Genomic DNA, 25,254 nt, shown 5'->3' with positions numbered 1-25,254 from the left:
CTTTTTCGTTTCTGGGCGTGTCCCGCGCTCAATGGGTTGAAATCGAGCTGCAGCTCTTTTCATCCGGCACCTGTGCTCATGCGTGTCACGCTTGGGGCAGGGAAGGTCATTCCAAAGCGACAGCAGCCACACGGCTGAAAGACAGTTCGCGCTCCATCCACTTGTCGTATGCGGTGCAGTCAGGTCGCTTAATCCGCAAAGCGGTGATGCGATCCGGGCCGAACGCGTGGCTGCTCCACCCATTGGCGTTTCCGACCTCCGCTCTTTTGTCTGGCATCCCTAATCCAGTCCCATCCTTGGACGGTCAACCCGCAAGGGGTTCGCAGCTGCTGCGACCTCTGCGCCTTCGCCTTCGAGGTGACCGCGGCCGGGGCTTGGACACACGGGCGCCATCGAGCGGGGATCGGCCCCGCCAACGGATGGAGCCGCACATGTCACACGATCTCAGCCTCGCTCAAAACCACGCACTCGATCTTGCCCGGACCCTGATGGTTCCGGTCACCCTCTTTGAGGTGGATGGAGAGATCGGCGTCATGCCTTCCGCCGAATATGATGGCGACGAAGACGCCATCATCCACGAATACGACCCCTTCGCATACGGACCGGCTCATTGAGCCGGTTTCCCCCTGTCGGGTGCTGCTTGCGCCCATACGCGCAAAAGGGAGGCTTCGCCGCGAGCTTTACTCACACTTTTGCCAGTTGAGAACCGCGCCCTTGCGCGCTCGGGTCTTCGCGCCGGTGAGGCGTTCGATCAAGAAACAGAGTGGGAAGAGAGGAGTAGTCAACATGGAGAAGGCTGATATCGAAGCCCTGCGAGCGCGTGTCGGCTGTACTGCTATGCTGGAACACGAAGGCTTCGCCATCGATCTGAAAGAAAGCACGCGCCGCGCCGTGAAATTCCGGCGAGAGGACGACATCATCATCGTCATTCACGATGACAAAGGCTGGTTCGACCCACGCTCCGACGCCAAAGGCGACGTCTTTGCGCTTGCAAACTACCTGCTTGGCGGCGGCTTTTCCGAAGCGCTTGTGGCGGTCTGCGAACTCGTCGCCTATCAGCCGACCCTGCCGGCTTGGGAGCGGCCAGCGCGCCTCTTCAATATTGATGCGACGATCCCTGAACGATGGGACCATCGCAAGCGCCCAGGGCGCTCGTCTGCGACCTGGACCTATCTCACGCGGCATCGGGCTATTCCCGGGCATGTCGTCCGCAAGGCAATTGACGCCGAACTGCTTCGCGAAGGCCCCTACGGCAGCGCGTGGGCCAAGCACGTTGATGGCTCGGGTGAGATCATCGGATGGGAGGAGCGGGGACCCGATTGGCGGGGTTTTTCAACCGGGGGCGCCAAGCAGCTTTTCCGGTTCGGTGTGACAACGGCGCGGCGCATCTGCGTGACTGAAGCGGCGATCGACGCGATGAGCCTTGCAGCAATCGAGGAGACGAGAGGCGACACGCTCTATGTGAGCACCGGCGGTGGCTGGTCGCCGCTGACCGCTCAGGCGCTGGAGACCCTGGCATCCCAGCGACACACGCAGCTTGTCGCAGCGACGGACAACAACGTTCAAGGCGAGGTCTTTGCAGACCGGATCCGGCAGATGGCGGATGCCGCCGGCTGCGACTTCTCGCGGCTCAAGCCGCGCGTAGAGGACTGGAATGAGGAATTGAAGCAAAGGAGGGAGAGAGGGGAGTTGCCGCATACGCGCGCAACGCATCAAGGGTGACGCTTCGCCCGCCCGATGAGCGGCCCTTGACCCGCCGCCCGCGAGGCGCCGGCTGAGAAGGGGTGATCAAAGGACTGGAGAAGAGATCGACATGACCTAGGCTTCAGCCCAAACCCTTAAAGGAGCCGCAGATGTCAAATCCTCCGACAATCCGTAAAGTGTTCGAAGGCGTCGCCAGCCGCCAGCAGATGTATGCGTTGTTCAATCGTCACAGCCAGTCGCCGTTTGACGATGACCGCCTCTCAGGCCGTCGCTATGCCGGCGAGTGGTTCGAAATCACCGAGGCCAACCACGATCATATGCTTGAGATCCTGCCGCCGCTGTTCATCCGTGGCGACATGTTCGCCATGCGCGAATTCCAGGCGGCAAGCGTCACCAGCGTGTTCTTTGCACTGAAGATCGACGACCGTTTCCGCTGGTTTCACGGCTATTGCGACTTGGGCGACTATGGCTCGCCCGACCGCATGCGGGCTGAGATCATTGAGCGGGAATGCCGCCCGGTGCGCGCCATGAGCGCCCAAGAGAAGCTCGATCATATCTGGAGCACGACGGGCGCGGACTTCCGTGCCTATGCCTATGCCCGCTTCCCTGCCGATCTGCGCAATCGCCAGATCGTGCTCGTCTTTCCCGGTGGGCAAGGAAAGATCTGGAAACTGCTCGACGATCTGACCGACGAGGAAATCGCTGCCAAGTTGCCGGTTCAGCTCCGGCTTCTGCCGGAAGCCGTCGCTGCCTAACGGGCAGCCGGCACCTCATCCAATCCCCTTCATCCCGCCTCTGACAACTTTCCTTCCCGGGTGAGCGAGCGGAGGCGCGCCTTCTCCAGAGGAGCTTTTCATGGCGCATGACGATCCCTTCACCCTCGACCTATTCGGCAATACTTCTCTTTCATCCGGTTTCGACCTTGGCGTCTCTGCTTTCTCGACCGCTTTCGGCAGTGGCATTGATGACGACCCATCGCCTTCAACGCCCGCGCCTGCGATGCCGGTGCCGGCGACACCTAAATCCAAAACCCCGATGCGGGCGCGGATCGACTTTCGCCTGGAGGGTTCTCGCAATCTCGCGCATTCCTGGCGCGAGCGGGCACGTGACAATATCGCGGCGATCCAAATGGCGTCAGAGATCGAACGACAGGATCGATCGGCGCGTCCGGACGAGCAGGCCAAGCTGATCCGCTTCACCGGCTTCGGTGCGTCGGAACTGGCCAACGGCATGTTCCGGCGGCCGGGCCAGGATCAATTTCGCGAAGACTGGAGCGAGATTGCCGGCAACCTCGAGTCGTCGGTCAGTGCCGCGGACTATGCGTCGCTCGCCCGCTGCACGCAGTATGCCCATTTCACGCCCGAGTTCATTGTCCGCGCCATCTGGTCCGCGCTCATCCGGATGGGATTTGCCGGCGGCCGGGTGCTCGAGCCGGGGATTGGCACAGGCATGTTCCCAGCGCTGATGCCGGACACGCTCTCCCGCACCAGTCATCTGACCGGCATCGAGCTCGATCCGGTCACGGCTCGCATCATCCGCCTGCTGCAGCCGCGGGCCAAGATCATCACGGGAGATTTTGTGCGGGTCGCGTTGCCTGCGCATTTCGATCTGGCCATTGGCAACCCTCCGTTTTCGGATCGTATCGTCCGCAGCGATCCCGCCTTTCGGGCGTACGGTTTCCGTCTGCATGACTATTTCATCGCCAAGGCGATCGATCGGCTGAAGCCCGGCGGGCTCGCAGCCTTCGTGACGTCCACTGGCACCATGGACAAGGCCGACGCCCGGGCGCGTCAGCACATCGCCGGCATGGCCGATCTGGTCGGTGCCATCCGGTTGCCGGAGAGAAGTTTCCGGGCGCAGGCCGGCACCGATGTCGTCGTCGATATACTCTTCTTCCGAAAGCGCCGGGAGGATGAGCCCGTCTGTGATGACGCCTGGCTCGATCTGGCCGAGGTGGAGGGTTCAGCTGAAGACGGGCAAGCGATCCGCGTCAATCGTTGGTTTGCCGACCATCCGGGCATGGCGCTTGGGAAGCACGCGATCGTCACAGGCCAATACGGCGAAACCTACACATGCCTGCCGCTCGGCAACGACACTGAAGCCGCACTGTTGGAGGCGGTTCAGCGGCTTCCGACGCGAATCTACGACGGTGAGGCCGGATTGGTCGACTTCGAACTCGAGGATGAAGTCGCCGATGCCATGGCTGAACGGCCCGACGATCCGAAGGTTCGCGAAGGCAGCTACTTCGTCGGCAAGGCGACCCAACTCATGCAACTCATCGATGGGCAGCCGGCTCCCGTCGAGGTGAAGAAGGGCAGGGCGGCCGACGGTGTCTTTGCCAAACATGCCCGGATCATCCGCAAGCTGATCCCGATCCGCGACGCCGTTCGAAGTGTCCTGAAGCTCCAGGAGCGCGATCAGCCATGGAAACAGGCACAGGTCTCACTGCGAATTGCCTGGTCGAGCTTCGTACGCGAGTTCGGTCCGATCAATTTCACCACCGTGTCGACATCGGAAGATCCGGAAACTGGAGAAATCCGCGAAACCCATCGGCGCCCGAACCTGCAACCCTTTCTCGATGATCCCGATTGCTGGCTGGTCGCCTCGATCGAGGACTATGACCTCGAGACCAATACCGCCAAGCCTGGCCCGATCTTTTCTGAGCGAGTGATTTCGCCACCGCCCGCGCCGGTGATCACCTCCGCCCTCGACGCGCTGGCCGTCGTTCTTAACGAGCGCGGGCATGTCGATCCCGATCACATTGCCGAACTTCTGCATCGAGACGTTGCTGAGGTCATCGAGGAACTGGGGGACGCGATCTTTCAGGATCCGGCGACGGGCGCTTGGGCTATGGCTGACGCCTATCTGTCAGGTGCCGTCCGGTCGAAGCTAGCAATCGCTGAGGCGACCGCGGCGCTCGATTCCACATTCAAGCGAAACGTCACTGCGCTGGAGCGCGTGCAGCCGGCCGATCTGCGGCCATCGGATATTACCGCTCGGCTCGGCGCCCCCTGGATTCCCGCCGACGACGTCGTTGCCTTCGTCAGAGCGACGATGGAGGCCGATATCACCATTCATCATCTGCCGGAACTGGCGACATGGACGGTCAATGCCCGGCAGTTGGAATGGTCAGCCGCCGGCAACACCGAATGGGGCACCCACCGCCGGCACGCCGGCCAGCTCTTGTCCGATGCTTTGAATTCATCGGTTCCGCAGATCTTCGACACGATCCGCGATGGTGACACCGAGCGCCGGATCCTCAACACGGTGGAGACGGAAGCGGCCAAGGAGAAGCTCGCCAAGATCAAGGCTGCCTTCCAGTCGTGGATCTGGTCGGACCCCGACCGCACCGACCGGCTGGCGCGAGTCTATAACGACACCTTCAACAATATCGCGCCGCGGCATTTCAACGGCGATCATCTCCAGCTACCCGGCGCCTCAGGCGCCTTTTGTTTGTACGGTCATCAGAAGCGGGGCATCTGGCGGATCATATCGTCTGGTTCCACCTATCTTGCCCATGCCGTCGGCGCCGGCAAGACGCTGACCATGACAGCCGCCGTGATGGAACAGCGCCGGCTCGGGCTTATCAACAAGGCGATGCTCGTCGTACCCGGCCATTGCCTGGCGCAAGCGGCCCGGGAGTTTCTGGCGCTCTATCCTAACGCACGCATTCTCGTGGCCGACGAGACCAACTTCGTCAAGGAAAAGCGCCACCGCTTCCTGTCGCGGGCGGCGACCGCCAATTGGGATGCTGTCATCATCACCCATTCAGCCTTCCGGTTTATCTCCGTGCCGTCCGCCTTCGAGGCGCAGATGATCCAGGACGAGCTGGAGCTCTACGAGGATTTGCTCACTAGGGTCGACAGTCACGACCGGCTCTCACGCAAGCGCATCGAACGGATGAAGGAAGGCCATAAGGAACGGCTGGAGGCGCTCGCCACCCGCAAGGACGATCTCCTGACGATCTCCGAACTTGGCATCGACCAGATCATCGTCGATGAGGCGCAGGAGTTCCGCAAGCTCTCCTTCGCGACCAACATGTCGACGCTGCGCGGCGTCGATCCGAACGGCTCGCAGCGCGCCTGGGATCTGTTCGTCAAATCCCGTTTTATCGAGACGAAGAACCCGGGCCGGGCACTGGTGCTGGCGTCGGGAACGCCGATCACCAATACACTCGGCGAAATGTTCTCCGTCCAACGCCTGATGGACCCGACAGCCTTGTCCGAGCGTGGGCTGCACGAGTTCGATGCGTGGGCATCGACCTTCGGCGACACCTCAACCGAGCTCGAACTGCAGCCATCCGGCAAGTACAAGCCGGTCACGCGCTTTAGCCAGTTCGTCAATGTCCCTGAACTGATCGCGATGTTCCGGTTCTTCGCCGACGTCGTGCTACCGACAGACCTTCGCACTTACGTCAAGGTTCCGGACATCTCGGGCGGCAAGCGCCAGATCGTCACCGCCGACCCGACCGCTGCCTTCAAGGCCTACCAGAAACAGCTCGATGCGCGGATCAAGGCGATCGAGACGCGCGACGGGCCGGCAAAGCCAGGTGACGACATTCTGCTCTCCGTCATCACCGATGGCCGCCATGCGGCGATCGATCTCAGATTGGTGGATCCCGCCAACGACAATGAGGAGGAAAACAAGCTCAACGCGCTTGTCCGCAATGCCTTCCGCATCTGGCAGGAGACAAGCGAGGCCGAATATCGGCGCAAGGATGGCAAGCCCTTCGATCGATCCGGCGCCGGCCAGCTGATCTTTTCCGATCTCGGCACGATCTCGGTCGAAGCCTCGCGCGGATTTTCCGCCTATCGCTGGATCCGAGACCAGCTCGTTCATTTGGGCGTGCCGTCATCCGAGATCGCCTATATGCAGGATTTCAAGAAATCCGAGGCCAAACAGCGGCTGTTCACCGACTTCAATGCCGGCAAGATCCGCTTTATCATCGGCTCGTCCGAGACCATGGGCACCGGGGTCAACGTGCAGGCACGTCTGAAGGCACTGCACCACCTCGATGTGCCTTGGCTGCCGTCGCAGATCGAGCAACGCGAAGGCCGCATCATCCGCCAGGGCAATCAGCACGATGAGGTCGACGTTTTCGCTTACGCGACCCTCGGTTCGCTCGATGCCACGATGTGGCAGAACAACGAGCGCAAGGCTCGCTTCATTGCCGCCGCCCTTTCCGGCGATACCAGCGTCCGGCGGCTGGAGGATATGGGTGAGGGGCAGGCGAACCAGTTCGCCATGGCCAAGGCCATCGCATCCGGCGATCCGCGTCTGATGCAGAAGGCAGGGCTGGAAGCGGAAATCGCCCGGCTCGATCGCCTGCGCGCAGCTCACGTCGACGATCAGCACGCCATTCGTCGGCAGATCCGCGATGCCGAGCGCGATTTCGAGGTTTCGAATCGCCGCATCGATGAGATCGGCAAAGACATCGAACGCTTGGTTCCGACGTCGGGTAATGCCTTCGCGATGGACGTCGGCGGCGCTCAATTCGACGAGCGCAAGCTGGCGGGCCGGGCGCTCATGAAGGAGATTCTGACCCTGGTTCAGCGACAGCAGGAGGGCAATGTCGTCGTCGCATCAATCGGCGGCTTTGAGCTGGAATACTCGGGCGAGCGGTTCGGCAAGGACGGATATCGTTATGTCACCATGCTTCAGCGAAGCGGTGCCGACTACGAAATCGAGTTGACGGTCACGGTCACCCCCGTCGGTGCGGTTTCGCGGCTGGAGCATGCTCTGTCAAATTTCGAAGCCGAGCGGCACAGTTATCGGTATCGGTTGGCGGACGCTCAGCGTCGTCTTGCCTCCTATAAACCGCGCGTCGGCGAAGGTTTCGCACTCGCCGTCGAACTCGAGCTGAAACTGCAGCAACTTGCCGAGATCGAGAAGGACCTCGCCGCCACGGGAGAGCTCGAGGAAGCCATCGATCGGGCCGCGGCCTGACGGTCGCTTGCGCTGGAGGTCAACTCCCCTCAGGTCTTATCTCTCATCGCGGCCCGCAAAGTGTCGTTGATACGGTCCTGCCAACCAGGGCCGTCTTCCTGGAAAAAGGCGAGCACGTCGCTGTCGATCTTGAGTGAAACGAGTTCTTTGGTGTTTGGCAGCGCTGGTCGTTCAACCACCGGCACTGCTGCCTTCTTCGCCGGTTTGAACAATGCTTCGGCCGCATCCATGGGGTTGACGTGTCTGCGAGGCGGGTTTGCCATAGGGACTGCTTTCTAGTTTGAGTAAATCGCATGATTGCTGTTCGTCATGCTCAATGTCACCAGCTCTTGCGGAGCGCTCCCTGTGGAGGGTAGGCGCCCTTTTGTTTTCAAACGGCCAAGGCCGCTGCCATACTCGTCATAAGGAGCGATGGCTCGGGGTGGATTCAAGCGTGGCGCAGGCATTGCAGATCGGCATTCAATAGCTCCTTTTATCCCCCTTTTGTCGGACAGGTAGGTGCGCAACGGGCGAGATCAAAAGAAAAGTAAATTGAAACAATGGATTAGAAATTGGAATGAGAAGAAGTTTATATCAAGGCTATTTGAGAGTTCTGAAAAACTAGTCGCAGGACGGCCCATCGGCTGACGGTTTCCTCAATCGCGCCGGTCGCGCCATACCGGGCGCGCGCCCTTCGCAAGGCTGAAGAGCCTTGCTTGTCCGCGTGCCAGGCATGCTCCGCCGCAATTGCAGCCGCCGGGTTCGTCCCGCGGGTATCGGGAGAGGTCTTCGAGAAGAAGACGTGAAGGGATGGTCAGCCTGTCCGCCCCGAAACCCGAGAGGTCACAGCCATGCAGTTGATTACAGCCGATCCGCGCAGCCTGAAGGAAAATCCCGACAAGCTCCGCCAGTCGAAATCCACGCCACAGTCTGATGCGCTTCTTTGCGCATCGATCAGGGCGGTTGGCGTCGTGCAGCCCCCGGTCGTCAAGCTCGATCCGGATGGTGGCAACAGCTACATCATCGTCTTTGGTCACCGCCGTACTGCGCAAGCAATCGCCGCCGATCTTGCGGAAATCTCCGTGCTGTTGATCGAACCCTCCGACGATCTTGCCGCCATGCAGTCCTTTGCCGAGAATATTGCTCGCGAGCCTCTGAGCCCGATCGACCAGTGGCGCGCCATCGAACGCCTGGTCGCGCTCGGATGGACCGAGGAATCGATAGCGCTTGCCCTGGCACTGCCGGTTCGCCAGATCCGCAAACTTCGTCTGCTGGCAAATATCTTGCCGGGCATGCTGGACCAGATGGCACGAGGCGACATGCCGAACGAGCAGCAACTGCGCACGATCGCGGCTGCGAGCCAGGAGGAGCAGGCGGAGGTCTGGAAGAAATACAAGCCGAAGAAGCAGGATCCTCAAGTCTCTTGGTGGGAAGTAGCCCGGGCGCTGACCAAGACCCGCATGCTGGCAAAACATGCCAGCTTCGGCGAGGATCTGGCACAGGCCTACGGGATCACATGGGCGGAGGATCTGTTTGCGCCGGCCGATGAGGACAGCCGCTATACGACTGATGTCGAAGCCTTCTTCGGCGCGCAGCAGGAATGGCTGGCGAACAACCTGCCTAAGCGCGGCTCGATCATAGAAGCCAGCGAATACGGGCAGGTCAAGCTCCCAGCCAGGGCCCAACAGGTCTATGGTAAGCCGGGTAAGGGCGATCTGACCGGCTGGTATGTCAATCAGCGTGACGGTTCCGTCCAATCGGTCGTCTATCGCATGCCGGAAACGAAGAAGGTGAAGACGGGTGATGGCGTCGCGGCTTCTGCCGAGGAGGCAACGGAAGCAAAGCAGCGGCCTGACGTCACGCAGAAGGGCCTCGACATGATCGGTGACCTGCGCACTGATGCCCTCCACGAAGCGTTGTCACGTGCCCCGATCGAGGACGACACGCTGATGGCGCTGCTCATCCTCGCCTTCGCCGGCACGAACGTCACGATCGCCAGCGGCTCTTCGGACAATCCCTATGGCCGCGCCAAATGCGGGCAGCATGCTGCCCGGCTAATTGGTAAGGACGGCAAGCTCACCTTCGAGCGCGACACGCTGGTCAGGGCCGCGCGTTCGATCCTGATCGAGGTGGTGTCCCTGCGGCGCAATCGCTCGGATAGTGGTCTCGTTGCCCGCATCGCCGGCGATGCAATCGGTGCCGACGGCTTCCTGCCGAACATGGCGACGGAAGGCTTCCTTTCATGCCTTTCGCGCAATGCCCTGGAGACAGCTGCGGATGCAGCCAGCGTTCCCTGCCGCATCAAGGTGAAGGATACCAGGGCGGCTCTTGTCGAACATTTCGTAGAGGCGAAGCTGGTCCATCCGGCTGCGCTCTTGGCGCCATCGCCAGAAGAGGTCAAGGCGTGGACGGCACAGCATCCCTCTGCCGAGGGCCAGGGGGATACGAGCGAAACGGCGGCAGAGTCGGTGAGAACCCCCGTGTCCAGTGGGCTCCAGGAAGACAGCTCTTCGATTGGAGAGGACGTCGACCACGGTTTTCGCGAGGCGGCCGAGTAGCCCGAAACGCTTAAGACGCGAACTGACGCCGCCGGCTCTTGCCGGCGGAGTTTTTTGTCCACCATGGGACAGCTATGCCAACGTGCGCAGCCGAACAGAACATCTCAAACAGCGCTTTTGCCTCATCACAAATCGCTATAGGCTGCCAACCGATGATCGAACGGGGCTGCAACAACTTATGGGTCGAGCCTTGTCAAATCTCGAAATTCTTGCAAATTTCTGTGTTTTCTGTATTATTCAAATAATGCAGAAAAGGACGCTGCAATGAGCAATAAATCCATTTCGACGGCTGAATTTATGCGCCATTTCGGACGCTATCATGATGAAGCGCAAAAGCGGCCCATCACTCTGACAAAACATGGCCGTCCGTCTGTCGTCGTCGTGCCCATCGAGCTTTTCGAGCGCATGGTGGGAATCGAAGATCCGCGCCGCGTCTACAAGACCAGCGAGACGCCCCCAGAGCTGGCCGACATGATTTTGGCGGAGCTTGACCGCCAAGCAGCAGATGACGAGCCGCAGCAATGAACGCAAGGCACAAGCAGGGCCAGATAGTGGACTACCCTTACCTTTGGCTTTGGCAGGCCGAGCAGGGGCGGGATCATGGCGAAAAGGATCGGCCGGTTTGCCTGTCCATCGTCATCGAGGACAAGAAGCAAGGCATCCATCATTTGATTCTATTGCCGATTTCGTCCACTCCGCCGCGCAAGGATCAGGAGACGCTTGAAATTCCTGCCCTGGAACTCAGGCGCGCAGGACTTTCCGACGCCAAGCAGGGCTGGATCACGGTCAGCGAATACAATTACGACATTCTCGAAAAGTCGTTCTATTTCGACGCGAGGAAGGCGCCACGAGGATCGTTCAGCAAGCCTTTCCTCGATCAGATCAATGCGAAGTTCCGACAGACACTACAGGCCAGGAGCGGCAAAGTGGATCGGATGAAGTAGCAGGCACCAGCGGCGGGGCTCACGATCGCGGATCCGGCAATCGGTCTCCCTCTCTCAAGCATAAAATCGGATTTCCCTATCCTTCCGTGTGCCGATCTGCTGCGGCCCGATGCGCAAATGAACTCCGCTCCGGTGATCGGAGTGCCGAACAGGCTTGACGAGATCGGTTGCGAGCCTCTGGAAAGCATACGCGCATTCGGCCGGCCGACTGCCAAGCCATGAAGGATCCTTCTGCGTGATCGCTTGAGTTCCTCCTGAAGCCACTCATCCGGCCGGCTCAACTCCTCGGTTTTGCTGCGGTCTGACATGGGCACGTCCCGGTCAAAGGCCGCTGTCGCGCCGCGTTGCGGCAGGACGCCCGCGTCTTCGCAAGGCGGGGCCGCGTCTGGCGCAGACCGCTCATGCAGTCCGCGTCATCCACAACCCTTCCTCGCTCAGCCCGCAGCGCCCTGACCTTGGGCAGGGCCGCTGATGCCCATGTCCTTTCGACCGCACCCGAGGAACAGAGCCGGACAGACGACCGGCAACCCGCGGGCTTTGCTGAAAAATCGCTCGAAAGGATACCATCATGGCCACGAACTCTCGCTCCACCCAAAAGGCTCGCCCCGCAAAGTCCCAGCGCGCCACTACCCTCGAAATGGTCAGGCACGCCTGCCCCGACACCGCCCAGGCGCTGCGCATCTCAGAAAGCTTCGGCCTTGCCGTCATCGACAGTGGTGGCATCCGTGATCTCCATCGGTCCCAACTGATCGAGAGCGCCGAGGCGCTGAAAGACGGCCTTGCCGAAAAGGCCATGCAGATCCACATGCAGCGCATCGTCGGATCCTTTGTCGGCTCCGCCTACGGCGCCGGGCAGTTCTACAGCCGCTCGGTCACCGAAGCCCGCGACCTCACCACCAAGCTCTCCAACGACGATCGCGACGAAGACCTGGAAGGCCCTGTAGGGTTCGACAGCCGCGCCCAGCGCAAACGCGAATTCGCCGCCGACATGGGGCTACAAGCCCACGTTCTCAGAATGGCAGCCGAAGGCGCCGTCTCCGCCTACGAAAACATCACCGGCGAGACCTGGAAGCCCTACGAGCGCACCCTCGAGCAGCCCGGCTTATCCGTCGACCAGAAAGCAGCCAGCGCCCAGATGGCAGCATTCGAATAGGACGATCGCGGGGCTTCGGCCCCGCATTTTCCTTTCCAGATTGAGGCGGTCGGCGCCTCAAGGCGACGGCATTTTGAGTGTGAGCATATCGCGCCCACGCGGTCTGTTCCGGATCGCGGTCTAGCTTCGCCCGGCTGCGTGCCGGCGCAACGGCAAGCCGTCCTCCACTTCGTTCCGGCCCAGATCCCACTATCCCCACTCCCCGTGGGATCACCTCGGGTGCGCCGTCGCCGGCCTCCGCTCTTCGACCGCCGTGACGGACCGCGATGGGCGCGGTCTTCGAATCGAGGAGAACAAAATGAGACAGGAAAGCAGGAAGAGCGGTCAGGAAACGCGGGTCGACATCTATTCAAAAATCACAAACCGCATCATCGCCTCGCTAGAGGAGGGCGTCCGCCCTTGGGTGCAGCCCTGGAGCACAGGCCATCTGGAAGGTCGCATTACCCGTCCATTGCGGCACAATGGCGAGCCCTATTCCGGCATCAATGTTCTGCTGCTCTGGTCCGAAGCGATCTCGCGTGGTTTCCGCTCTCCGACATGGATGACATTTCGCCAGGCAGCCGAGCTTGGCGCTCATGTCCGCAAGGGTGAGACCGGTTCGACTGTCGTGTATGCGAACCGTGTCAAGAAGACAGAAACGGCCGAGAACAGCGATCAGGTCGAACGCGACATTCCGTTTTTGAGGGCCTACACAGTCTTCAATCTCGAACAGATCGATGATCTGCCCGAGGAATACCTGCCTTCGCTCGCCGAAAATCCCAAGAAGGGCGTCAATCGCATTGCCGCAGCGGACGCATTTTTCGCAGCAACGGGAGCCGTGATCCGCCACGGTGGCAACAAGGCATTCTTTGCTCCAGGCCCGGATATCATCCAGATGCCGCCGATCGAAACCTTCCGGGATGTGGAATCCTACTACGCGACCCTGGGCCATGAACAAATTCACTGGGCTGGAGCGAAGCATCGCCTCGATCGTGATCTCTCGCGCTACGGGAAAGACAAGACCGAGCGCGCGCGTGAAGAGCTGATCGCCGAACTCGGCGCCGTTTTCCTGTGCGCCGATCTCGGCATCGTGCCGGAGATGGAGCCGCGACCGGATCACGCGAGCTATATCGCATCCTGGCTCTCGGTTCTCAGACATGAGAAACGGTTCGTCTTTTCCGCAGCCGCGCATGCGCAAAGGGCGGTGGCGTATCTCCACGATCTTCAACCGAAGGCGCAACAACGAGCAGCTTGAGTCACATCAAGTTGCGCGGACGCACCAGGAAAGGATCCTTTCTGCGGACTGCGGACTGCGGACTGCGGACTGCGGACTGCGGACGAGCTGAACGACTGACGTGCACTGCGGCGTGTGCATGGTGAGATGGGGCGGCTGTGTAAACGAAGCCATCAAAGCCGCGCGGCAATCCCACAACTGGGGGAGAAACAGGTCGAGATCCATCCCGCGGGTGCGTCGAGGCGAGCGATCAAGCTTGGTGTTTGTGAGCTGAGCGCGCTGGAGCGTGGGGCAGGGCGTTTACAACCGATCCCCGCCAGATGACGCCATTGCCGTATCCTTGCGACCTGTCAGCTGGCTCACCCACTGCGGTCTCGATGGGGCATGTCTGACCGAAGACCACCGAGCTGAAGCTCGGTTCGATCGGCATCCGCAACGGCCGGCTCGTTTTCTTCCCCTGAGCGCAAGCGCCCATTCCTCGCGCGCCAAGAAAGCCTCTCCCTTGGCCGTCCTCCACTCGCGTTACGGCCTTTCAGGTGCAGGCCGATCGTCTCCGGTCTGATCGACTGCCATCGAGGCCGCGATGGACGCGGCCCGAACAACCGAAAAGGAATACGACAATGGCAACCATCGGCTCTTTCACCGCTTCCGGCAACGGATTTTCCGGCACCATCAAGACCCTCAACCTCAACGTCAAGGCAACCATACGCGCCGTCGAGCGCACATCAGACAAAGGCCCTGACTACCGCATCCTTGCCGGAGCCACGATCGAATTCGGTGCAGCCTGGAAAAAGACCTCGAACGAAGGTCGCGACTACCTCTCGGTCAAGCTCGACGACCCGAGCTTCCCGGCCCCGATCTACGCAACGCTGATCGAGGTCGAAGGCGAGGAAGGCCTCTCCCTCATCTGGTCCCGGTCGAACCGGGACTAGTACGGGATGCCCCGCCTGACAAGGCGGGGCTCACCCCCATTGGGATCACTTGTTCAGTGCATCCTTGAGCGCCTTGGCAGGCGTGAAGACCAGCTTTTTGGCCGCTGCGACCTTGATGGTCGCGCCGGTTGACGGATTGCGGGCGTCGCGCTCCGGCGTCGCCTTCACCTTGAACTTCCCGAAGCCCGGCAGCGAGGTTTCGTTGCCAGCAATCGCGGCTTGAGTGATGGAGGCAATCACCGCTTCTACGATCGCCTTGCCCTGTGCCTTCGTGAGGCTATGTTCGCCCGCGATCTTGTCGGCGATTTCGTTCGTGGTCGTCATTCTACGTCTCCGCATCATTATTGATACGGAATCCCTGACAGCGGATTTGGTTGCTGTCATTGAGGCGCTGCGGCATGTAACGTCGAATTGCCCGGATTTCCACAGTTTCCGACCGGTCGGTAGCCCTTGATCCGCTTTATCCGTGCAAGTTCCAGGAAATGCCGCGCAGCTTCCCTGTCCGTGGCGAACACCTCGGACTTCTCTCCGCCGCGCTTTCCAATTCGTCCCCAGCAGCGAACGACGGCCGTCTCGCCGAACAGGGTCGGCTGCAACGAAAGCGCATAATAGCGCGCCATGTTTTTCTTCGCGTCGATACGCTGGCAATAAAGCCTGAAACTGTAGAGTGCCATGGTGAAAACCATGACGAAGACGTCCCCTCGCGTCCAACGACAGTTTTGAATCGATTCGAGGGTTTTGATTCACGACGTTGATGAGTGCTGGCGATGCGTGAGGCGTCGAGATAGAAGCCGCATATCAACAATGGGCGGGCCACAATGGACGACGCAATCAAGATCGACAATCGCGGCGACTTCGGGCTTTGGGTGATTGAAGCCGCCAAGCAGATCGTCAGCGATCAGGGGTTCGAGCTGGCGAGAGCAGCGCGGGATGGCACGGAAGAAGAGCTTCGTGTGGCCGGAAACGCACTTGGCCAAGCGATCACCAATGCACTCCTGAAAGTCTATGATGGACTGCTGGATGGTATTGAGGACGAGTAACCCTGCTATCTCGATCGGCGAGACAAAGTCGCGTCCATGCGCTCGATATAATACTGGCCGGCAAGCGGACACGGCGGCCGCCGCCGTAGGCTCTTCCTTCTCTCGCCTCCCATTGTGCACCCGTCACTCCGGCGTCAAGGACTGCGCGGCCCACAAAAATGGAACGCAACGAGCGGGGGGCAGTCGGTCCCGCTTCCCCTTCGGGCCACTATGTTGAAGCTCCTGCGGCTGCCCTTGTTCCGCTCGTTGCGCGGCGAGAATTCCCGAAATCCCGGCCTGTGGCCGGCGCATGCTGATTTCTCCGATGCTCTTCATCCTCTCCGGATCGCCCTTGTTCGTTTCACGTCGCTTCGGCACGATCGACATGGCAAAGTCGGCGCTGTCGGACCGTTTTCCAGCCGCAGCGCCGCCGGTCGGCTGCCGGGGTATCCCAGGCCGATGCAAGATGATCGTGACCTGGTCGTGATCGGTGACATAGATGCCCGCTACGATCACGACGACGAGTACTGAGGGACGTCGAATGGCGGGGAGGGGTAGGGCCGGCGGATCGCCGGATGCGGACACGGCGCCTGGCGGCGCCGTGGTTTCCCTCTCTCTGACATCCCATTGTCGCACCGTCTCTCCGGCGTCAAGGACGAGCGGTCCCCCCAATTTTCAGAGGCCGCCCCGTCGGGGCGACATCAGAAAATCGGCTCCCCCGCCCGCCGCCGCTGGCGGCCGCGTTCCGCGGTCCCTGACCCCTCGCGCCTACGGTGCGGACACCTTCCGTCAGAAAGACGAAAGGAGACTTCTTATGCCTGATATTGACTTCCTCAAGCTGAATGCGGATGCCGCCGGCCTCCGGATCATTGTGCTGGCCAATCAGCTTGGCTGCGAGAGCGACCGGGAGCGCGCGCTCCACGACTGGGTGGAGAAGCTGCTCACCAACTTTATCGCATTTACCCAGTCCGCTCTGGAGGCTGAAAGGCGCCTCGTCCTCAACACCGATCCCACCAAGGTGGCGGAGATCGGCGAAGACCTTTGCAATCACCGAGACAATTACCAAGACTATTGGTGCGAGGAAGGCGACAGCGACCTGTGGAACTTCGTTCCCTATGGGATGGCCGAATTCCGAAATATCCTGAGCCGTATCCACCGGGATCTGCGGATCTTCCTCACCGCATGGGGCCTGGAGCTCCACAAGGACGAACGGCCGGTATCTGCCAAGCCGCGCTATGCGTTCAACGCGGACGACATCGATGACGAGTGCTACGAAGATCTTCACGGCACCGATGACGGGGAGTGAGATGCGAGACGAGAGGCGGCATCCGTCGCCTCTCGTCTTTGCCTTGATGCAAGGAGCCACGCCAGCCGGTTCGACCGGCCGTCCTGGCTGATGAAAGGGGGGCTGCGCCGACCCCTCTCAACACTCACCCCATGAAGGAAGGGCAAGCCCCTCCTTCAAACATCCTCCCATGGGGAAAGGGGACGGTTCCCTCCACCCTTTCCCCAAACCCCAATCCCTCTCCCGGACGGCGGCATCCTGCCGCCCTTTATGGAGAGCAGGTCGACATTGGTCCATCCGCATGTCACACCACGAGGCCGTCCTGGTCTCCGAAGTCAGCAGCCCACTGGTGCGACCAGATGCGTTTCAGGGCAGGCGCTCAACGGATCGGATATCCGCATCATGCCGTGGACGGCTTTGTATCGCTGGCCGTCGCGCTTTCCTTCTCCTCCCGCAGCTTTCGTTTTCCGGTTGTCGAGCGGATCCGATTCAGGACAGGTTGGAGAAACGGAACATCCTCCCAGACCACATCGCGCTCGAAGCGCTCGCTGTTTCTGTTGCGCCAGCGCACCTCCTTCCTGGTCACAAAGGGCGGTGCGATCTCGAAGACGGCCGCAAGCGGTGCAAGTATCAGAGCGCAGAACATGGCAAGGGTTTTCACGATCGTATCGCCGAGCGGCGTCAAGACGGCGAGAGAAACAATCACGACCATTCCGAGAAATGGCACGGCGATGATGAATACGACCCAGATCATCAACGGTCCGAGCAATGAGTACCAAGTCTTTTTCCAATGTTGCATGGCCGATTTCCTCTTATTTGCGTAACGGTGTCAATGGCGTCTGTGCCTTCGAAACAGCTTCGCTTTCGGGCACTGTTCGATGGAACCTGTTCACCCCGACGATCGATGTCATGTCGTCGCGCCGGAACCAGATCGCGCGGCCGCATCTGAGCGGCGCGTTGCCGGCGGTGAAAACGATCTGTTCGTCGGCGCGCATCCGCATCACTTCATGCGGCAGGATCAGCGGGCGGCGGGTGAGTTGCTTTGACCGCGAGCGCGATGATCCCTTCATCCCGGAAGAGCGGTTCGTCTGGTCGACCTCGACCGTCGTGTCGCCGCAGCGCTTCGAGATGTACTCAGCAGTTTCCGGATCGTTGATAGCGGCAAAGGAAATCCACGACGCGGATTCGAACCAATTCGACGTGGCGTCGCGTCCGCCGTAGGCTTCGCGCATTTGGCCGATCGACTGATAGAGCATCGTCAACGTTATCCCGTACTTTCGGCCGGCATCGCGGGCAGTCTCGAGGATGCGCAGGTAACCGAGCCTTGCTACCTCATCCAACAGGAACAGTGCGCGGCCCGTAACATCGCCGTTGCGATTATAAATCGCATTGAGGAATGAGCCGATGATGACGCGGGCAATACCCGCATGGTTCTCCAGCGTCTTCAGGTCGAGGTTGATGAAGACGTCGACGTTGCCGCCGGTTAGATCATCGGTCTCGAAACTCGAACCCGAAACCAGTGAGGCGTAGTTTGGATAGGAAAGCCAATGCGTTTCCTTAGCTGCATTTGCATAGACGCCCGAGAATGTCTCCGGCGTCATGTTGATAAACGGCGCGACGTTTTCTTTCACGAAGATCGATTTCGATTCGTCGTAAATTTCCTGCAGACGGGCCCGCAGTTTTGGCTCCGGTTCTGACAGATTGGCCCGAACCTGACGCAGGTTCTGGTTTTCTGTTTCTGTGTTTCCAGACAAGCAGACATCGGCAATGATAGCTGTGAGAAGCTGTAGCGACGAGGCACGGAAAAAGTCATCCCGAACGGCGTTTTGGCTCGGGCTGTCGCTGACGATCCACGACGCAACCGATGCGATGTCCTCCTCCTTGGTCGCGCCAAATCGTCCGATCCAATCGAGAGCGTTGAAGCCAACACCGGGTACCTTGGGATCGAGCACATGAACTTCGCGTCCGGCCGCTACCCGATGTTTCATCACCATAGGCGCGACCTCGTTGGACGGATCGAGCGCGACAAGCGTGCCGCCCCATTTCAGCGCTGTCGGGATCGTGATCGACGTCGTCTTGAAGCCGCCCGATCCGGCGAACACAATGCCATGCGATGAGCCAAACGAACCATCGAAGCAGAGCAACGGTGCTCGTCCTCCAGCGCCCCAGCTCGCTGCATCGTCGGCCTGGAACGCGGTCGTGGAAACGATGTCCCGATCCACCCTGTACGCCTCACCAACAACAATGCCGCCTGATGCTGGAAACAGCCGCGCAGCAACCGCAAAGCTCATCCAATCGGCATCGCCGTGGACAGCGCGTTTGCCCTTGAGGCGTTTCGGAGCGGCGGGCGCGAAAGCGGCGTTGCCCCTTAGCGCGACGCGCAAGCCGAACAGGCCGGACAGCGTGGCGATGGCCGATCCAATCGTCGTGACCGGATCCAGGTAATCCCAGACCGATCGACCTGATGCTATCTGGCCTGAAAATGCTGCGAGGCGGATGGCTTCGCGGACGATTGCGATCGCGACGACCGTCCCAGTTCCAACGATGACACCAAGGGCAACCGTTCGGATAGTGACGGTGCCCGCAGCAGCGAACAGGAACACGACTGCGACGGCGGCGGCCGCTGCATAGGGCAGGGCAATCCCAACTCTGCCCAGAAATAGTTCCGCAGCGGTAGTTCTTCCGAAATCTGCGATCCAGGACTGATGGCCGGTGAGTGCGATACAGCTGCCAACGATCAAAATGACTGGCGCAAGAAACGAGATTGCTCTACGCGGCGTCATTGCCGAACGCCTCCGCGCCAATCGCCGTCAACCGCAGCCGCTCGTTCTCGTCGACTTTCACACGGCTTGCCGCATCAATCAGCATGCCGAGCAGGAGGGCGCGCTTTTCGTGGCGGAGACCAGCCTTCACGATCAGGCCGCCAAGCTCGATTTTCTCCCGCGTGTCTTTTTTGCGGGCGGCGGATGTCGATGCGCGGACCACGCGCTCAGCCCTCGCCACGTTGGCCCGAAGTCTGGCCAGACGAGAACGCCGCCGCTGACTTCGGTTTCTGCCCCGCACCCTTGCGAAACCGTGCGGCCACGTCTTCGAATGCTGTCTGAAGCTCAGCCTCGTCGATCTCTATATCGCCAAGCCCGGCCTTCAGCGCGATCCGACCGATACGCTCGGCCTCACGGGTTTCAGCTGCCTTAAGCTGTTCCTGAAGTTTGGCGATTTCTTCCCTGATTTTCGACGAAGGCTTCTTCATTCCGGATGATCCCTTGTTGGTCTGATCGCAACGCCATCGACCAAGACTCCTCCGGATGATCCTGCTTTTCTACTCGTCAAAATGCGAGTTGGCGGAGCCAACGCTTCTGGAGATGATCCCGCCGTTCCGAAGGAGCGGGTCCAAGGGCGCAGTTATACGTCGCGATGCGACGCTCTGCTTTTCGGCCCGTTTGTGGGCCTCCGCTCCCGGTGAACACGACGTGTCCAACCGTTCGGGAGATGGCCAGCTTGGCGATCACGCACTTCACAGCTCAGATCATCGGCCGCGGCGAGGGCCGCAGCGCTGTGCTGTCGGCCGCCTATCGCCACTGCGCCAGGATAGAGCATGAAGGCGAGGCGCGGGTTGTCGACTATTCGAATAAGCGCGGTCTGATCCACGAGGAGTTTGTGCTCCCGCCAGATGCTCCCGCTTGGCTTCGAACCCTGATTGCTGATCGTTCGGTCGCTGGGGCCGTCGAATCCTTTTGGAACAAGGTCGAGCAATCAGAGAAACGTGCCGACGCCCAGTTTGCCCGCGAGTTCATCATCGCCCTTCCAGTCGAACTGTCTGTTGAGCAGAACATCACCTTGATGCGCAACTTTGTCGCCAATCAGATCCTGGCGCGTGGACAGGTTGCCGACTGGGTCTATCACGACGAACCGGACAATCCGCATGTCCATCTGATGACGACGTTGCGACCGCTGACGGAGCAGGGGTTTGGCCCGAAGAAGGTAGCCCTGATCGGCGAGGACGGGCATCCGCTTCGCAATCCGGCGGGCAAGATCGTCTACAAGCTCTGGTCGGGCGAGAAGAGTGAGCTGATCGAGCAACGCCAATATTGGTACGAGTGCCAGAACCATCATCTGGCGTTGGCCGGCTTCGACATTCGTGTCGATGGACGCTCCTATGCTGAGCGCGGGATCGACATCTTGCCGACGACCCATATCGGCGTTGCCGCGAAAGCCATCCAGCGCCAGGCCAAACGCGAGGGCAGGGACCCGGAACTCGATCGGCTGCGGGTCCATGAGGAAACCAGAGCCGAAAATGCACGGCGTATTGTCGATCGTCCAGACATCGTCCTGGACATAGCCTCCAGAGAAATGTCTGTCTTCTCACAACGAGACATCGCCAAAATCCTACACCGCTATATCGACGATGCCGGCACGTTCCAGCAGTTGATAGCGCGTATCCTGCAAAGTCCCCAAATCGTGCGTCTGGAAGCCGCCCGCATAGACTTTGCGACGGGTTCCAGGCTCCCGTCAAAATACACGACGCGCGAATTGATCAAGCTCGAGGCGGAGATGGCACGGCGCTCGGTTTGGCTCTCGAGGCGCGACACTTTCGGGGTCAGACACCCCGTCTTCCACACAGTCCTTTCTCGCCATTCGAAACTCTCTGACGAGCAGAGAATTGCCATCGAGCATGTAGCGGGGAATGGGCAGATCGCCGCAGTCGTCGGCCGCGCCGGCGCCGGCAAGACAACCATGATGAAGGCGGCGAGAGAGATCTGGGAAGCAGCCGGCTATCGGGTCGTTGGCGGTGCGCTTTCCGGCAAGGCGGCCGAAGGTTTGGAGAAGGAAGCGGGTATCGTCTCGCGCACGCTGTCCTCCTGGGAACTGCGCTGGAAGCAGGGCAATGGCCAGCTCGATGGCCGGACGGTCTTTGTCCTCGATGAAGCTGGCATGGTGTCGTCACGGCAGATGGCAACCTTCGTTGAGGCTGCTACGAGAACCGGCGCCAAGATTGTGCTGGTCGGGGACTCCGAGCAGTTGCAGCCAATCGAAGCCGGCGCTGCCTTTCGTGCCATCGTCGAACGCATCGGTTATGCTGAGCTTGAGACGATCTATCGTCAACGGGAACAATGGATGCGGGACGCCTCGCTCGATCTGGCGCGTGGCCGGGTGCGGGAGGCGATCTCGAGCTATAACGAACACGACCGCATTCACGGGCGCTCGTTCAAGGCCGACGCCGTCCACGATCTGATCGACGACTGGAATCGGGAGTACGATGCCACGAAGTCGACGCTCATCCTCGCTCATCTGCGCCGTGACGTGCATGCGCTCAACAGCATGGCGCGCGCAAAGCTCGTGGAGCGTGGCCTGCTCGAGCCCGGCCATGGTTTTCGAACAGAGAATGGCGAGCGCCATTTCGCCGCCGGCGACCAGATCGTGTTCTTGAAAAACGATGGCTCGCTCGGAGTCAAGAACGGCATGATCGGGCGCATCGTCGAGGCGGAGCCGCGGCGCTTCATTGCCGAGGTTGGGGAGCGAGAGCACCGACGTTGCGTCGAGGTCGATCAGCGCTTCTACGCACAAGTCGACCATGGCTATGCCGCCACGATTCATAAGAGCCAGGGCGCTACCGTCGATCGGGTGAAGGTGCTCGCATCACTGTCTCTTGATCGTCACTTGACCTACGTGGCGATGACCCGGCACCGCGAGGACGTTGGCCTCTACTATGGTCGCCTTTCATTTGACAAGGCGGGCGGGCTGATCCCGATCCTGTCGCAGAGCCGGTCGAAAGAAACAACGCTCGACTACGAGGACGGCCGTTTCTATCGCGCCGCACTTGCCTATGCCGAAGGCCGAGGCCTGCACATTGCCCGCGTCGCCCGCACGCTCGTTTCCGACCGACTGAGATGGACGGCCGGTCAGAAACAGAAGCTGGTCGATCTCGGCAACCGGCTCCTTTCCATTGGCCGGACCCTCGGTGTGATCGATCGACAATCCGCCAACAGAACCCAGCCATCGAAGGAGGCTCCCTTGGCCGCCGGCGTCAAAACGTTCCCAAAATCCATCTCCGATACGGTCGAGGACAAGCTGGATGCCGATCCCGGCCTTAGGAAAATCTGGGAAGATGTCTCCAAGCGCTTCCGCCTGGTCTTTGCCGATCCCGAAAGGGCATTCAAAGCAGTCAACTTGGATACCGTTCTTGCCGATCCGGCGGTGCGGAAAACGACGCTGTCAGCCCTTGGCGACAAGCCGGAAACCTTCGGAGCACTTCGCGGCAGAACTGGGATACTGTCCAGCAATGCAGACAGGCGGGCGCGGGAACAAGCCGAAGCCAACGTGCCTGCACTCAAGCGCGACATTGAACGCTTTCTTTGGGCGCGGGCAGAGGCCGAACACAAACACGAGGCAGAAGAGCGTGCCACCAGACTGCGGGTCGGCATTGATATCCCGGCTCTGTCGCCAGCTGCTGCGGTGATCCTCGAACGGGTGCGTGACGCGATCGATCGGAATGATCTGCCGGCAGCACTCGGTTTCGCACTGAGCAATCGGGAGGCCAAGACAGAAATCGATGCATTCGGTAAAGCGATTTCCGAACGGTTCGGCGATCGAGCCCTTCTCGGAATCGCCGCGAAGGACACGAGCGGGCAAACCTTCCGAGAGTTGACGACCGGTATGAACCCCGCTCAGACCGCGGCGATCAGCGCCGCATGGCCGACTATGCGGGCAGCGCAGAAGCTGGCGGCCAGTGAGCGTTCGACGGAAGCGCAGAAGCAGTCTGAGACCATGCGTCAGTCTCAGCGGCCGGGGCTCGGCCTAAAATGACAGTTGTGGCAATCCGGTCTCAAAAGAAAGCGGCGCTTTGGTTGATATCAATGGCGGCGACGGTCGCGGTGTTGATCATTGCCGCGGGCTGGTTCGGCGGATACCGGATCAATACCACGCCGAGCTATCCGTTGGGGCTTTGGCGCATTGGGCATCTCGCCCGGGACATTCGAGTTGGCGACCGGGTGTTCATTTGCCCGCCCGACAATGATGTCTTCAGATCGGCGAAAGAGCGGGGATATCTGCGCACGGGTCTTTGCCCGGGTGGCTTCGGTCCGCTTATCAAGACGGTTGCGGCGACCGCTGGTCAGCGCGTCGAGACTAACAGATCCGTCATGATTGACGACAAGCCCCTGGCCCATTCCCAGATCGCAAGACTGGATGGCCGCCGCAGGTCGCTTTCTAACTCCGCTGGTGGCGTTATTCCGCAGGACTTCGTGTTCCTCCATTCGGATTTTGTCGGATCGTATGACTCCCGTTACTTCGGCCCGGTTCCGAAAAGTGGTGTGCTGGGCCTCGCTGAGGAGGTTCTCACCTATGCACCGTGAAGTGCTTGGCTCCATCGGCCTGATCACTGCGGCCGCCATTGTTGGGACATTCGGCTGGAGCGGGAAGGTCCAGCTATTGCCACTGGCGATCCTGTTCCCCTTGGTGTGGTCACGTGCGCCATCGCGCGTTGTCGCAGCAATGATTGCAGCGGCCTACTTCCTTGCCGCATCCCGTGGCTTGCCCCAAGGTGTCGTGAACTTCTATGGGTCGAGGGAGGCGTACGGTTACGCATTGTGGCTGATGGCCGCCGCCGGATTCGTGTTTGTTCACGCCGTTTGTTGTACGCGGCGATCGGGTGTACGGCGCTCGGCGGGATATGCGATCGCTTCAATCCTTATGATCCTCCCACCGTTCGGGATTGTCGGCTGGGCTCATCCGCTCACGGCTGCGGGCGTATTGTTTCCCGGCTGGGGTTGGATCGGTCTGCTTGCGACCGCGACCGGCATGCTCGCCCTAACGACGCGACGATGGCCGATCGCGGTCATAGTATTGGGAGGCTTTTGGGTCTGGTCCGCCGCATGCTGGGTGCCTCCTTCTTTGCTGAAAGGCTGGTCAGGTGTCGACACACCTCTTGGCCAATCGTTGGGCCGCGGCTTTGATCTCGAGCAGCAACGGTCGCTTGTCAGGGCAGTGCGAGAGGAAGCGGCACTTGGAGCTCGGGTGGTTGTTCTTCCCGAAAGCGCGCTTGGCTTCTGGACGCCGACGATGGAGCGATTTTGGCGGACAGCTCTGGATGGCAACCATGTCACGGTGTTGGCCGGCGCTTCGGTGGTAAATCCCGACGGTTACGAGAACGTCATGGCATCAATTAACAGGGATGGCGGATCGTCGATTTATCGCGAGCGCATGCCGGTACCGGTGTCTATGTGGCAGCCATGGCCGGCCTTGATGGGGAAAAGCGGTGGGGCTCGCGCCGCCTTCTTTGCCAATCCCATCGTTGATGTCCTCGGCAGTCGTGTCGCGATCCTGATTTGCTACGAGCAACTGATCACGTGGCCGATCCTGCAATCGGCGCTTCATCGACCCGAGGTGATCGTCGCAGCCGGGAACGGTTGGTGGACGGCCGGAACATCAATCGTCCCTATTCAGCAGGCCAGCGCGTTCGCCTGGGCCAGCCTGTTCAACATCCCTGTCGTCTTTGCCTTCAACAGTTGAGCTGTGGAGCCTC

The 25,254-nt window shown here is 60.6% G+C and carries 23 protein-coding genes; 16 read left to right on the top strand and 7 right to left on the bottom strand.

Annotated features, from left to right (window positions below; all coding sequences use genetic code 11):
• The first annotated feature begins 431 nt into the window (after positions 1–431).
• The 4 genes from EX00_RS21220 to EX00_RS21205 all read left to right on the top strand — a co-directional run bounded on the left by EX00_RS21220 (position 432) and on the right by EX00_RS21205 (position 7,650).
• Positions 432–614 (top strand): hypothetical protein, encoded by a 183-nt coding sequence (locus EX00_RS21220; RefSeq protein ID WP_034482454.1) that lies wholly within the window; start codon positions 432–434, stop codon positions 612–614.
• Between the two features lie 172 nt (positions 615–786).
• On the top strand, positions 787–1,722 hold the full coding sequence (locus EX00_RS21215) for a DUF3991 and toprim domain-containing protein (protein WP_047462358.1): 936 nt from the start codon (positions 787–789) through the stop codon (positions 1,720–1,722).
• Positions 1,723–1,853: 131 nt separating this feature from the next.
• Positions 1,854–2,459 (top strand): DUF1419 domain-containing protein, encoded by a 606-nt coding sequence (locus tag EX00_RS21210; RefSeq protein ID WP_047462355.1) that lies wholly within the window; start codon positions 1,854–1,856, stop codon positions 2,457–2,459.
• Between the two features lie 100 nt (positions 2,460–2,559).
• Positions 2,560–7,650: a helicase-related protein gene (locus EX00_RS21205; protein WP_047462352.1), complete on the top strand. Its 5,091-nt coding sequence runs from the start codon at positions 2,560–2,562 to the stop codon at positions 7,648–7,650.
• Positions 7,651–7,679: 29 nt separating this feature from the next.
• On the opposite strand, the gene EX00_RS21200 is transcribed toward EX00_RS21205, so the two are convergent.
• Complete coding sequence (locus EX00_RS21200) at positions 7,680–7,913, bottom strand: BrnA antitoxin family protein (RefSeq protein ID WP_034482458.1); 234 nt, start codon at positions 7,911–7,913, stop codon at positions 7,680–7,682.
• A gap of 567 nt (positions 7,914–8,480) precedes the next feature.
• On the opposite strand from EX00_RS21200, the gene EX00_RS21195 reads away from it, so the two are divergent.
• The 6 genes from EX00_RS21195 (at position 8,481) to EX00_RS21170 (ending at position 14,429) form a co-directional block, all read left to right on the top strand.
• The gene (locus EX00_RS21195) at positions 8,481–10,187 is read left to right on the top strand and encodes a ParB N-terminal domain-containing protein (protein WP_047462349.1); all 1,707 of its coding nucleotides are present in this window, start codon (positions 8,481–8,483) and stop codon (positions 10,185–10,187) included.
• 264 nt (positions 10,188–10,451) lie between these two features.
• Complete coding sequence (locus EX00_RS21190; protein WP_052210843.1) at positions 10,452–10,712, top strand: type II toxin-antitoxin system prevent-host-death family antitoxin; 261 nt, start codon at positions 10,452–10,454, stop codon at positions 10,710–10,712.
• Positions 10,709–11,131 carry a hypothetical protein gene (locus EX00_RS21185; protein ID WP_047462346.1) on the top strand — a complete coding sequence of 141 codons (423 nt, stop codon included), beginning with the start codon at positions 10,709–10,711 and terminating at the stop codon, positions 11,129–11,131. The genes EX00_RS21190 and EX00_RS21185 overlap by 4 nt, the downstream gene beginning before the upstream one ends.
• Positions 11,132–11,699: 568 nt before the next feature.
• Complete coding sequence (locus tag EX00_RS21180) at positions 11,700–12,284, top strand: hypothetical protein (RefSeq protein WP_047462344.1); 585 nt, start codon at positions 11,700–11,702, stop codon at positions 12,282–12,284.
• A gap of 298 nt (positions 12,285–12,582) precedes the next feature.
• Positions 12,583–13,518 (top strand): ArdC family protein, encoded by a 936-nt coding sequence (locus tag EX00_RS21175; RefSeq protein ID WP_047462342.1) that lies wholly within the window; start codon positions 12,583–12,585, stop codon positions 13,516–13,518.
• A gap of 599 nt (positions 13,519–14,117) precedes the next feature.
• Positions 14,118–14,429: a DUF736 domain-containing protein gene (locus EX00_RS21170; protein WP_047462339.1), complete on the top strand. Its 312-nt coding sequence runs from the start codon at positions 14,118–14,120 to the stop codon at positions 14,427–14,429.
• A 45-nt stretch (positions 14,430–14,474) separates the two neighbouring features.
• On the opposite strand, the gene EX00_RS21165 is transcribed toward EX00_RS21170, so the two are convergent.
• The gene (locus tag EX00_RS21165; RefSeq protein WP_047462885.1) at positions 14,475–14,753 is read right to left on the bottom strand and encodes an HU family DNA-binding protein; all 279 of its coding nucleotides are present in this window, start codon (positions 14,751–14,753) and stop codon (positions 14,475–14,477) included.
• 56 nt (positions 14,754–14,809) lie between these two features.
• Entirely contained in the window at positions 14,810–15,115 is a 306-nt protein-coding gene (locus EX00_RS21160) for a WGR domain-containing protein (RefSeq protein ID WP_234709073.1), read from the bottom strand.
• A gap of 132 nt (positions 15,116–15,247) precedes the next feature.
• Between EX00_RS21160 and EX00_RS21155 the strand changes: the two genes are divergently transcribed.
• The 3 genes from EX00_RS21155 (at position 15,248) to EX00_RS21150 (ending at position 16,754) form a co-directional block, all read left to right on the top strand.
• A complete protein-coding gene (locus tag EX00_RS21155; RefSeq protein WP_047462335.1) occupies positions 15,248–15,469 on the top strand; it encodes a hypothetical protein in 222 nt (73 codons plus the stop codon).
• Between the two features lie 210 nt (positions 15,470–15,679).
• Positions 15,680–15,979, top strand: coding sequence for a hypothetical protein (locus EX00_RS31525; protein WP_155294106.1), 300 nt, complete (start codon positions 15,680–15,682; stop codon positions 15,977–15,979).
• Positions 15,980–16,262: 283 nt separating this feature from the next.
• Complete coding sequence (locus EX00_RS21150) at positions 16,263–16,754, top strand: hypothetical protein (RefSeq protein WP_047462332.1); 492 nt, start codon at positions 16,263–16,265, stop codon at positions 16,752–16,754.
• Between the two features lie 379 nt (positions 16,755–17,133).
• Here the strand turns inward: EX00_RS21150 and EX00_RS21145 are convergent, their stop codons facing one another.
• From EX00_RS21145 to traC, 4 genes are read right to left on the bottom strand one after another with little or no spacing between them, the layout of a single operon-like run.
• A complete protein-coding gene (locus tag EX00_RS21145; protein WP_047462330.1) occupies positions 17,134–17,532 on the bottom strand; it encodes a hypothetical protein in 399 nt (132 codons plus the stop codon).
• Between the two features lie 13 nt (positions 17,533–17,545).
• Positions 17,546–19,516: a Ti-type conjugative transfer system protein TraG gene (gene traG / locus EX00_RS21140; RefSeq protein ID WP_047462327.1), complete on the bottom strand. Its 1,971-nt coding sequence runs from the start codon at positions 19,514–19,516 to the stop codon at positions 17,546–17,548.
• Complete coding sequence (gene traD, locus EX00_RS21135) at positions 19,503–19,718, bottom strand: type IV conjugative transfer system coupling protein TraD (RefSeq protein ID WP_047462324.1); 216 nt, start codon at positions 19,716–19,718, stop codon at positions 19,503–19,505. The genes traG and traD overlap by 14 nt, the downstream gene beginning before the upstream one ends.
• A gap of 4 nt (positions 19,719–19,722) precedes the next feature.
• A complete protein-coding gene (traC, locus tag EX00_RS21130; protein WP_047462319.1) occupies positions 19,723–19,983 on the bottom strand; it encodes a conjugal transfer protein TraC in 261 nt (86 codons plus the stop codon).
• 248 nt (positions 19,984–20,231) lie between these two features.
• On the opposite strand from traC, the gene traA reads away from it, so the two are divergent.
• The 3 genes from traA to EX00_RS21115 are packed head-to-tail and all read left to right on the top strand — an operon-like array spanning position 20,232 to position 25,241.
• On the top strand, positions 20,232–23,537 hold the full coding sequence (gene traA, locus EX00_RS21125) for a Ti-type conjugative transfer relaxase TraA (RefSeq protein WP_047462316.1): 3,306 nt from the start codon (positions 20,232–20,234) through the stop codon (positions 23,535–23,537).
• Positions 23,534–24,085, top strand: a complete 552-nt coding sequence (gene traF / locus EX00_RS21120; protein ID WP_047462314.1) for a conjugative transfer signal peptidase TraF — start codon at positions 23,534–23,536, stop codon at positions 24,083–24,085. The genes traA and traF overlap by 4 nt, the downstream gene beginning before the upstream one ends.
• Positions 24,075–25,241, top strand: a complete 1,167-nt coding sequence (locus EX00_RS21115) for a conjugal transfer protein TraB (RefSeq protein ID WP_047462312.1) — start codon at positions 24,075–24,077, stop codon at positions 25,239–25,241. Before traF ends, EX00_RS21115 begins: the two co-directional genes overlap by 11 nt.
• Positions 25,242–25,254 lie beyond the last annotated feature (13 nt).

The sequence above is a fragment of the Martinezella rhizogenes genome (genome assembly GCF_000799715.1).
GTDB classification, from domain to species: domain Bacteria; phylum Pseudomonadota; class Alphaproteobacteria; order Rhizobiales; family Rhizobiaceae; genus Rhizobium; species Rhizobium rhizogenes_C.
This window is presented reverse-complemented; position numbering and strand designations above follow the sequence as displayed.

Coding starts and splice junctions, on each gene's coding strand:
- EX00_RS21220 (WP_034482454.1), top strand. CDS start 432: ATGTCACACGATCTCAGCCTCGCTCAAAACCACGCACTCGATCTTGCC.
- EX00_RS21215 (WP_047462358.1), top strand. CDS start 787: ATGGAGAAGGCTGATATCGAAGCCCTGCGAGCGCGTGTCGGCTGTACT.
- EX00_RS21210 (WP_047462355.1), top strand. CDS start 1,854: ATGTCAAATCCTCCGACAATCCGTAAAGTGTTCGAAGGCGTCGCCAGC.
- EX00_RS21205 (WP_047462352.1), top strand. CDS start 2,560: ATGGCGCATGACGATCCCTTCACCCTCGACCTATTCGGCAATACTTCT.
- EX00_RS21200 (WP_034482458.1), bottom strand. CDS start 7,913: ATGGCAAACCCGCCTCGCAGACACGTCAACCCCATGGATGCGGCCGAA.
- EX00_RS21195 (WP_047462349.1), top strand. CDS start 8,481: ATGCAGTTGATTACAGCCGATCCGCGCAGCCTGAAGGAAAATCCCGAC.
- EX00_RS21190 (WP_052210843.1), top strand. CDS start 10,452: ATGAGCAATAAATCCATTTCGACGGCTGAATTTATGCGCCATTTCGGA.
- EX00_RS21185 (WP_047462346.1), top strand. CDS start 10,709: ATGAACGCAAGGCACAAGCAGGGCCAGATAGTGGACTACCCTTACCTT.
- EX00_RS21180 (WP_047462344.1), top strand. CDS start 11,700: ATGGCCACGAACTCTCGCTCCACCCAAAAGGCTCGCCCCGCAAAGTCC.
- EX00_RS21175 (WP_047462342.1), top strand. CDS start 12,583: ATGAGACAGGAAAGCAGGAAGAGCGGTCAGGAAACGCGGGTCGACATC.
- EX00_RS21170 (WP_047462339.1), top strand. CDS start 14,118: ATGGCAACCATCGGCTCTTTCACCGCTTCCGGCAACGGATTTTCCGGC.
- EX00_RS21165 (WP_047462885.1), bottom strand. CDS start 14,753: ATGACGACCACGAACGAAATCGCCGACAAGATCGCGGGCGAACATAGC.
- EX00_RS21160 (WP_234709073.1), bottom strand. CDS start 15,115: ATGGTTTTCACCATGGCACTCTACAGTTTCAGGCTTTATTGCCAGCGT.
- EX00_RS21155 (WP_047462335.1), top strand. CDS start 15,248: ATGGACGACGCAATCAAGATCGACAATCGCGGCGACTTCGGGCTTTGG.
- EX00_RS31525 (WP_155294106.1), top strand. CDS start 15,680: ATGTTGAAGCTCCTGCGGCTGCCCTTGTTCCGCTCGTTGCGCGGCGAG.
- EX00_RS21150 (WP_047462332.1), top strand. CDS start 16,263: ATGCCTGATATTGACTTCCTCAAGCTGAATGCGGATGCCGCCGGCCTC.
- EX00_RS21145 (WP_047462330.1), bottom strand. CDS start 17,532: ATGCAACATTGGAAAAAGACTTGGTACTCATTGCTCGGACCGTTGATG.
- traG (WP_047462327.1), bottom strand. CDS start 19,516: ATGACGCCGCGTAGAGCAATCTCGTTTCTTGCGCCAGTCATTTTGATC.
- traC (WP_047462319.1), bottom strand. CDS start 19,983: ATGAAGAAGCCTTCGTCGAAAATCAGGGAAGAAATCGCCAAACTTCAG.
- traF (WP_047462314.1), top strand. CDS start 23,534: ATGACAGTTGTGGCAATCCGGTCTCAAAAGAAAGCGGCGCTTTGGTTG.
- EX00_RS21115 (WP_047462312.1), top strand. CDS start 24,075: ATGCACCGTGAAGTGCTTGGCTCCATCGGCCTGATCACTGCGGCCGCC.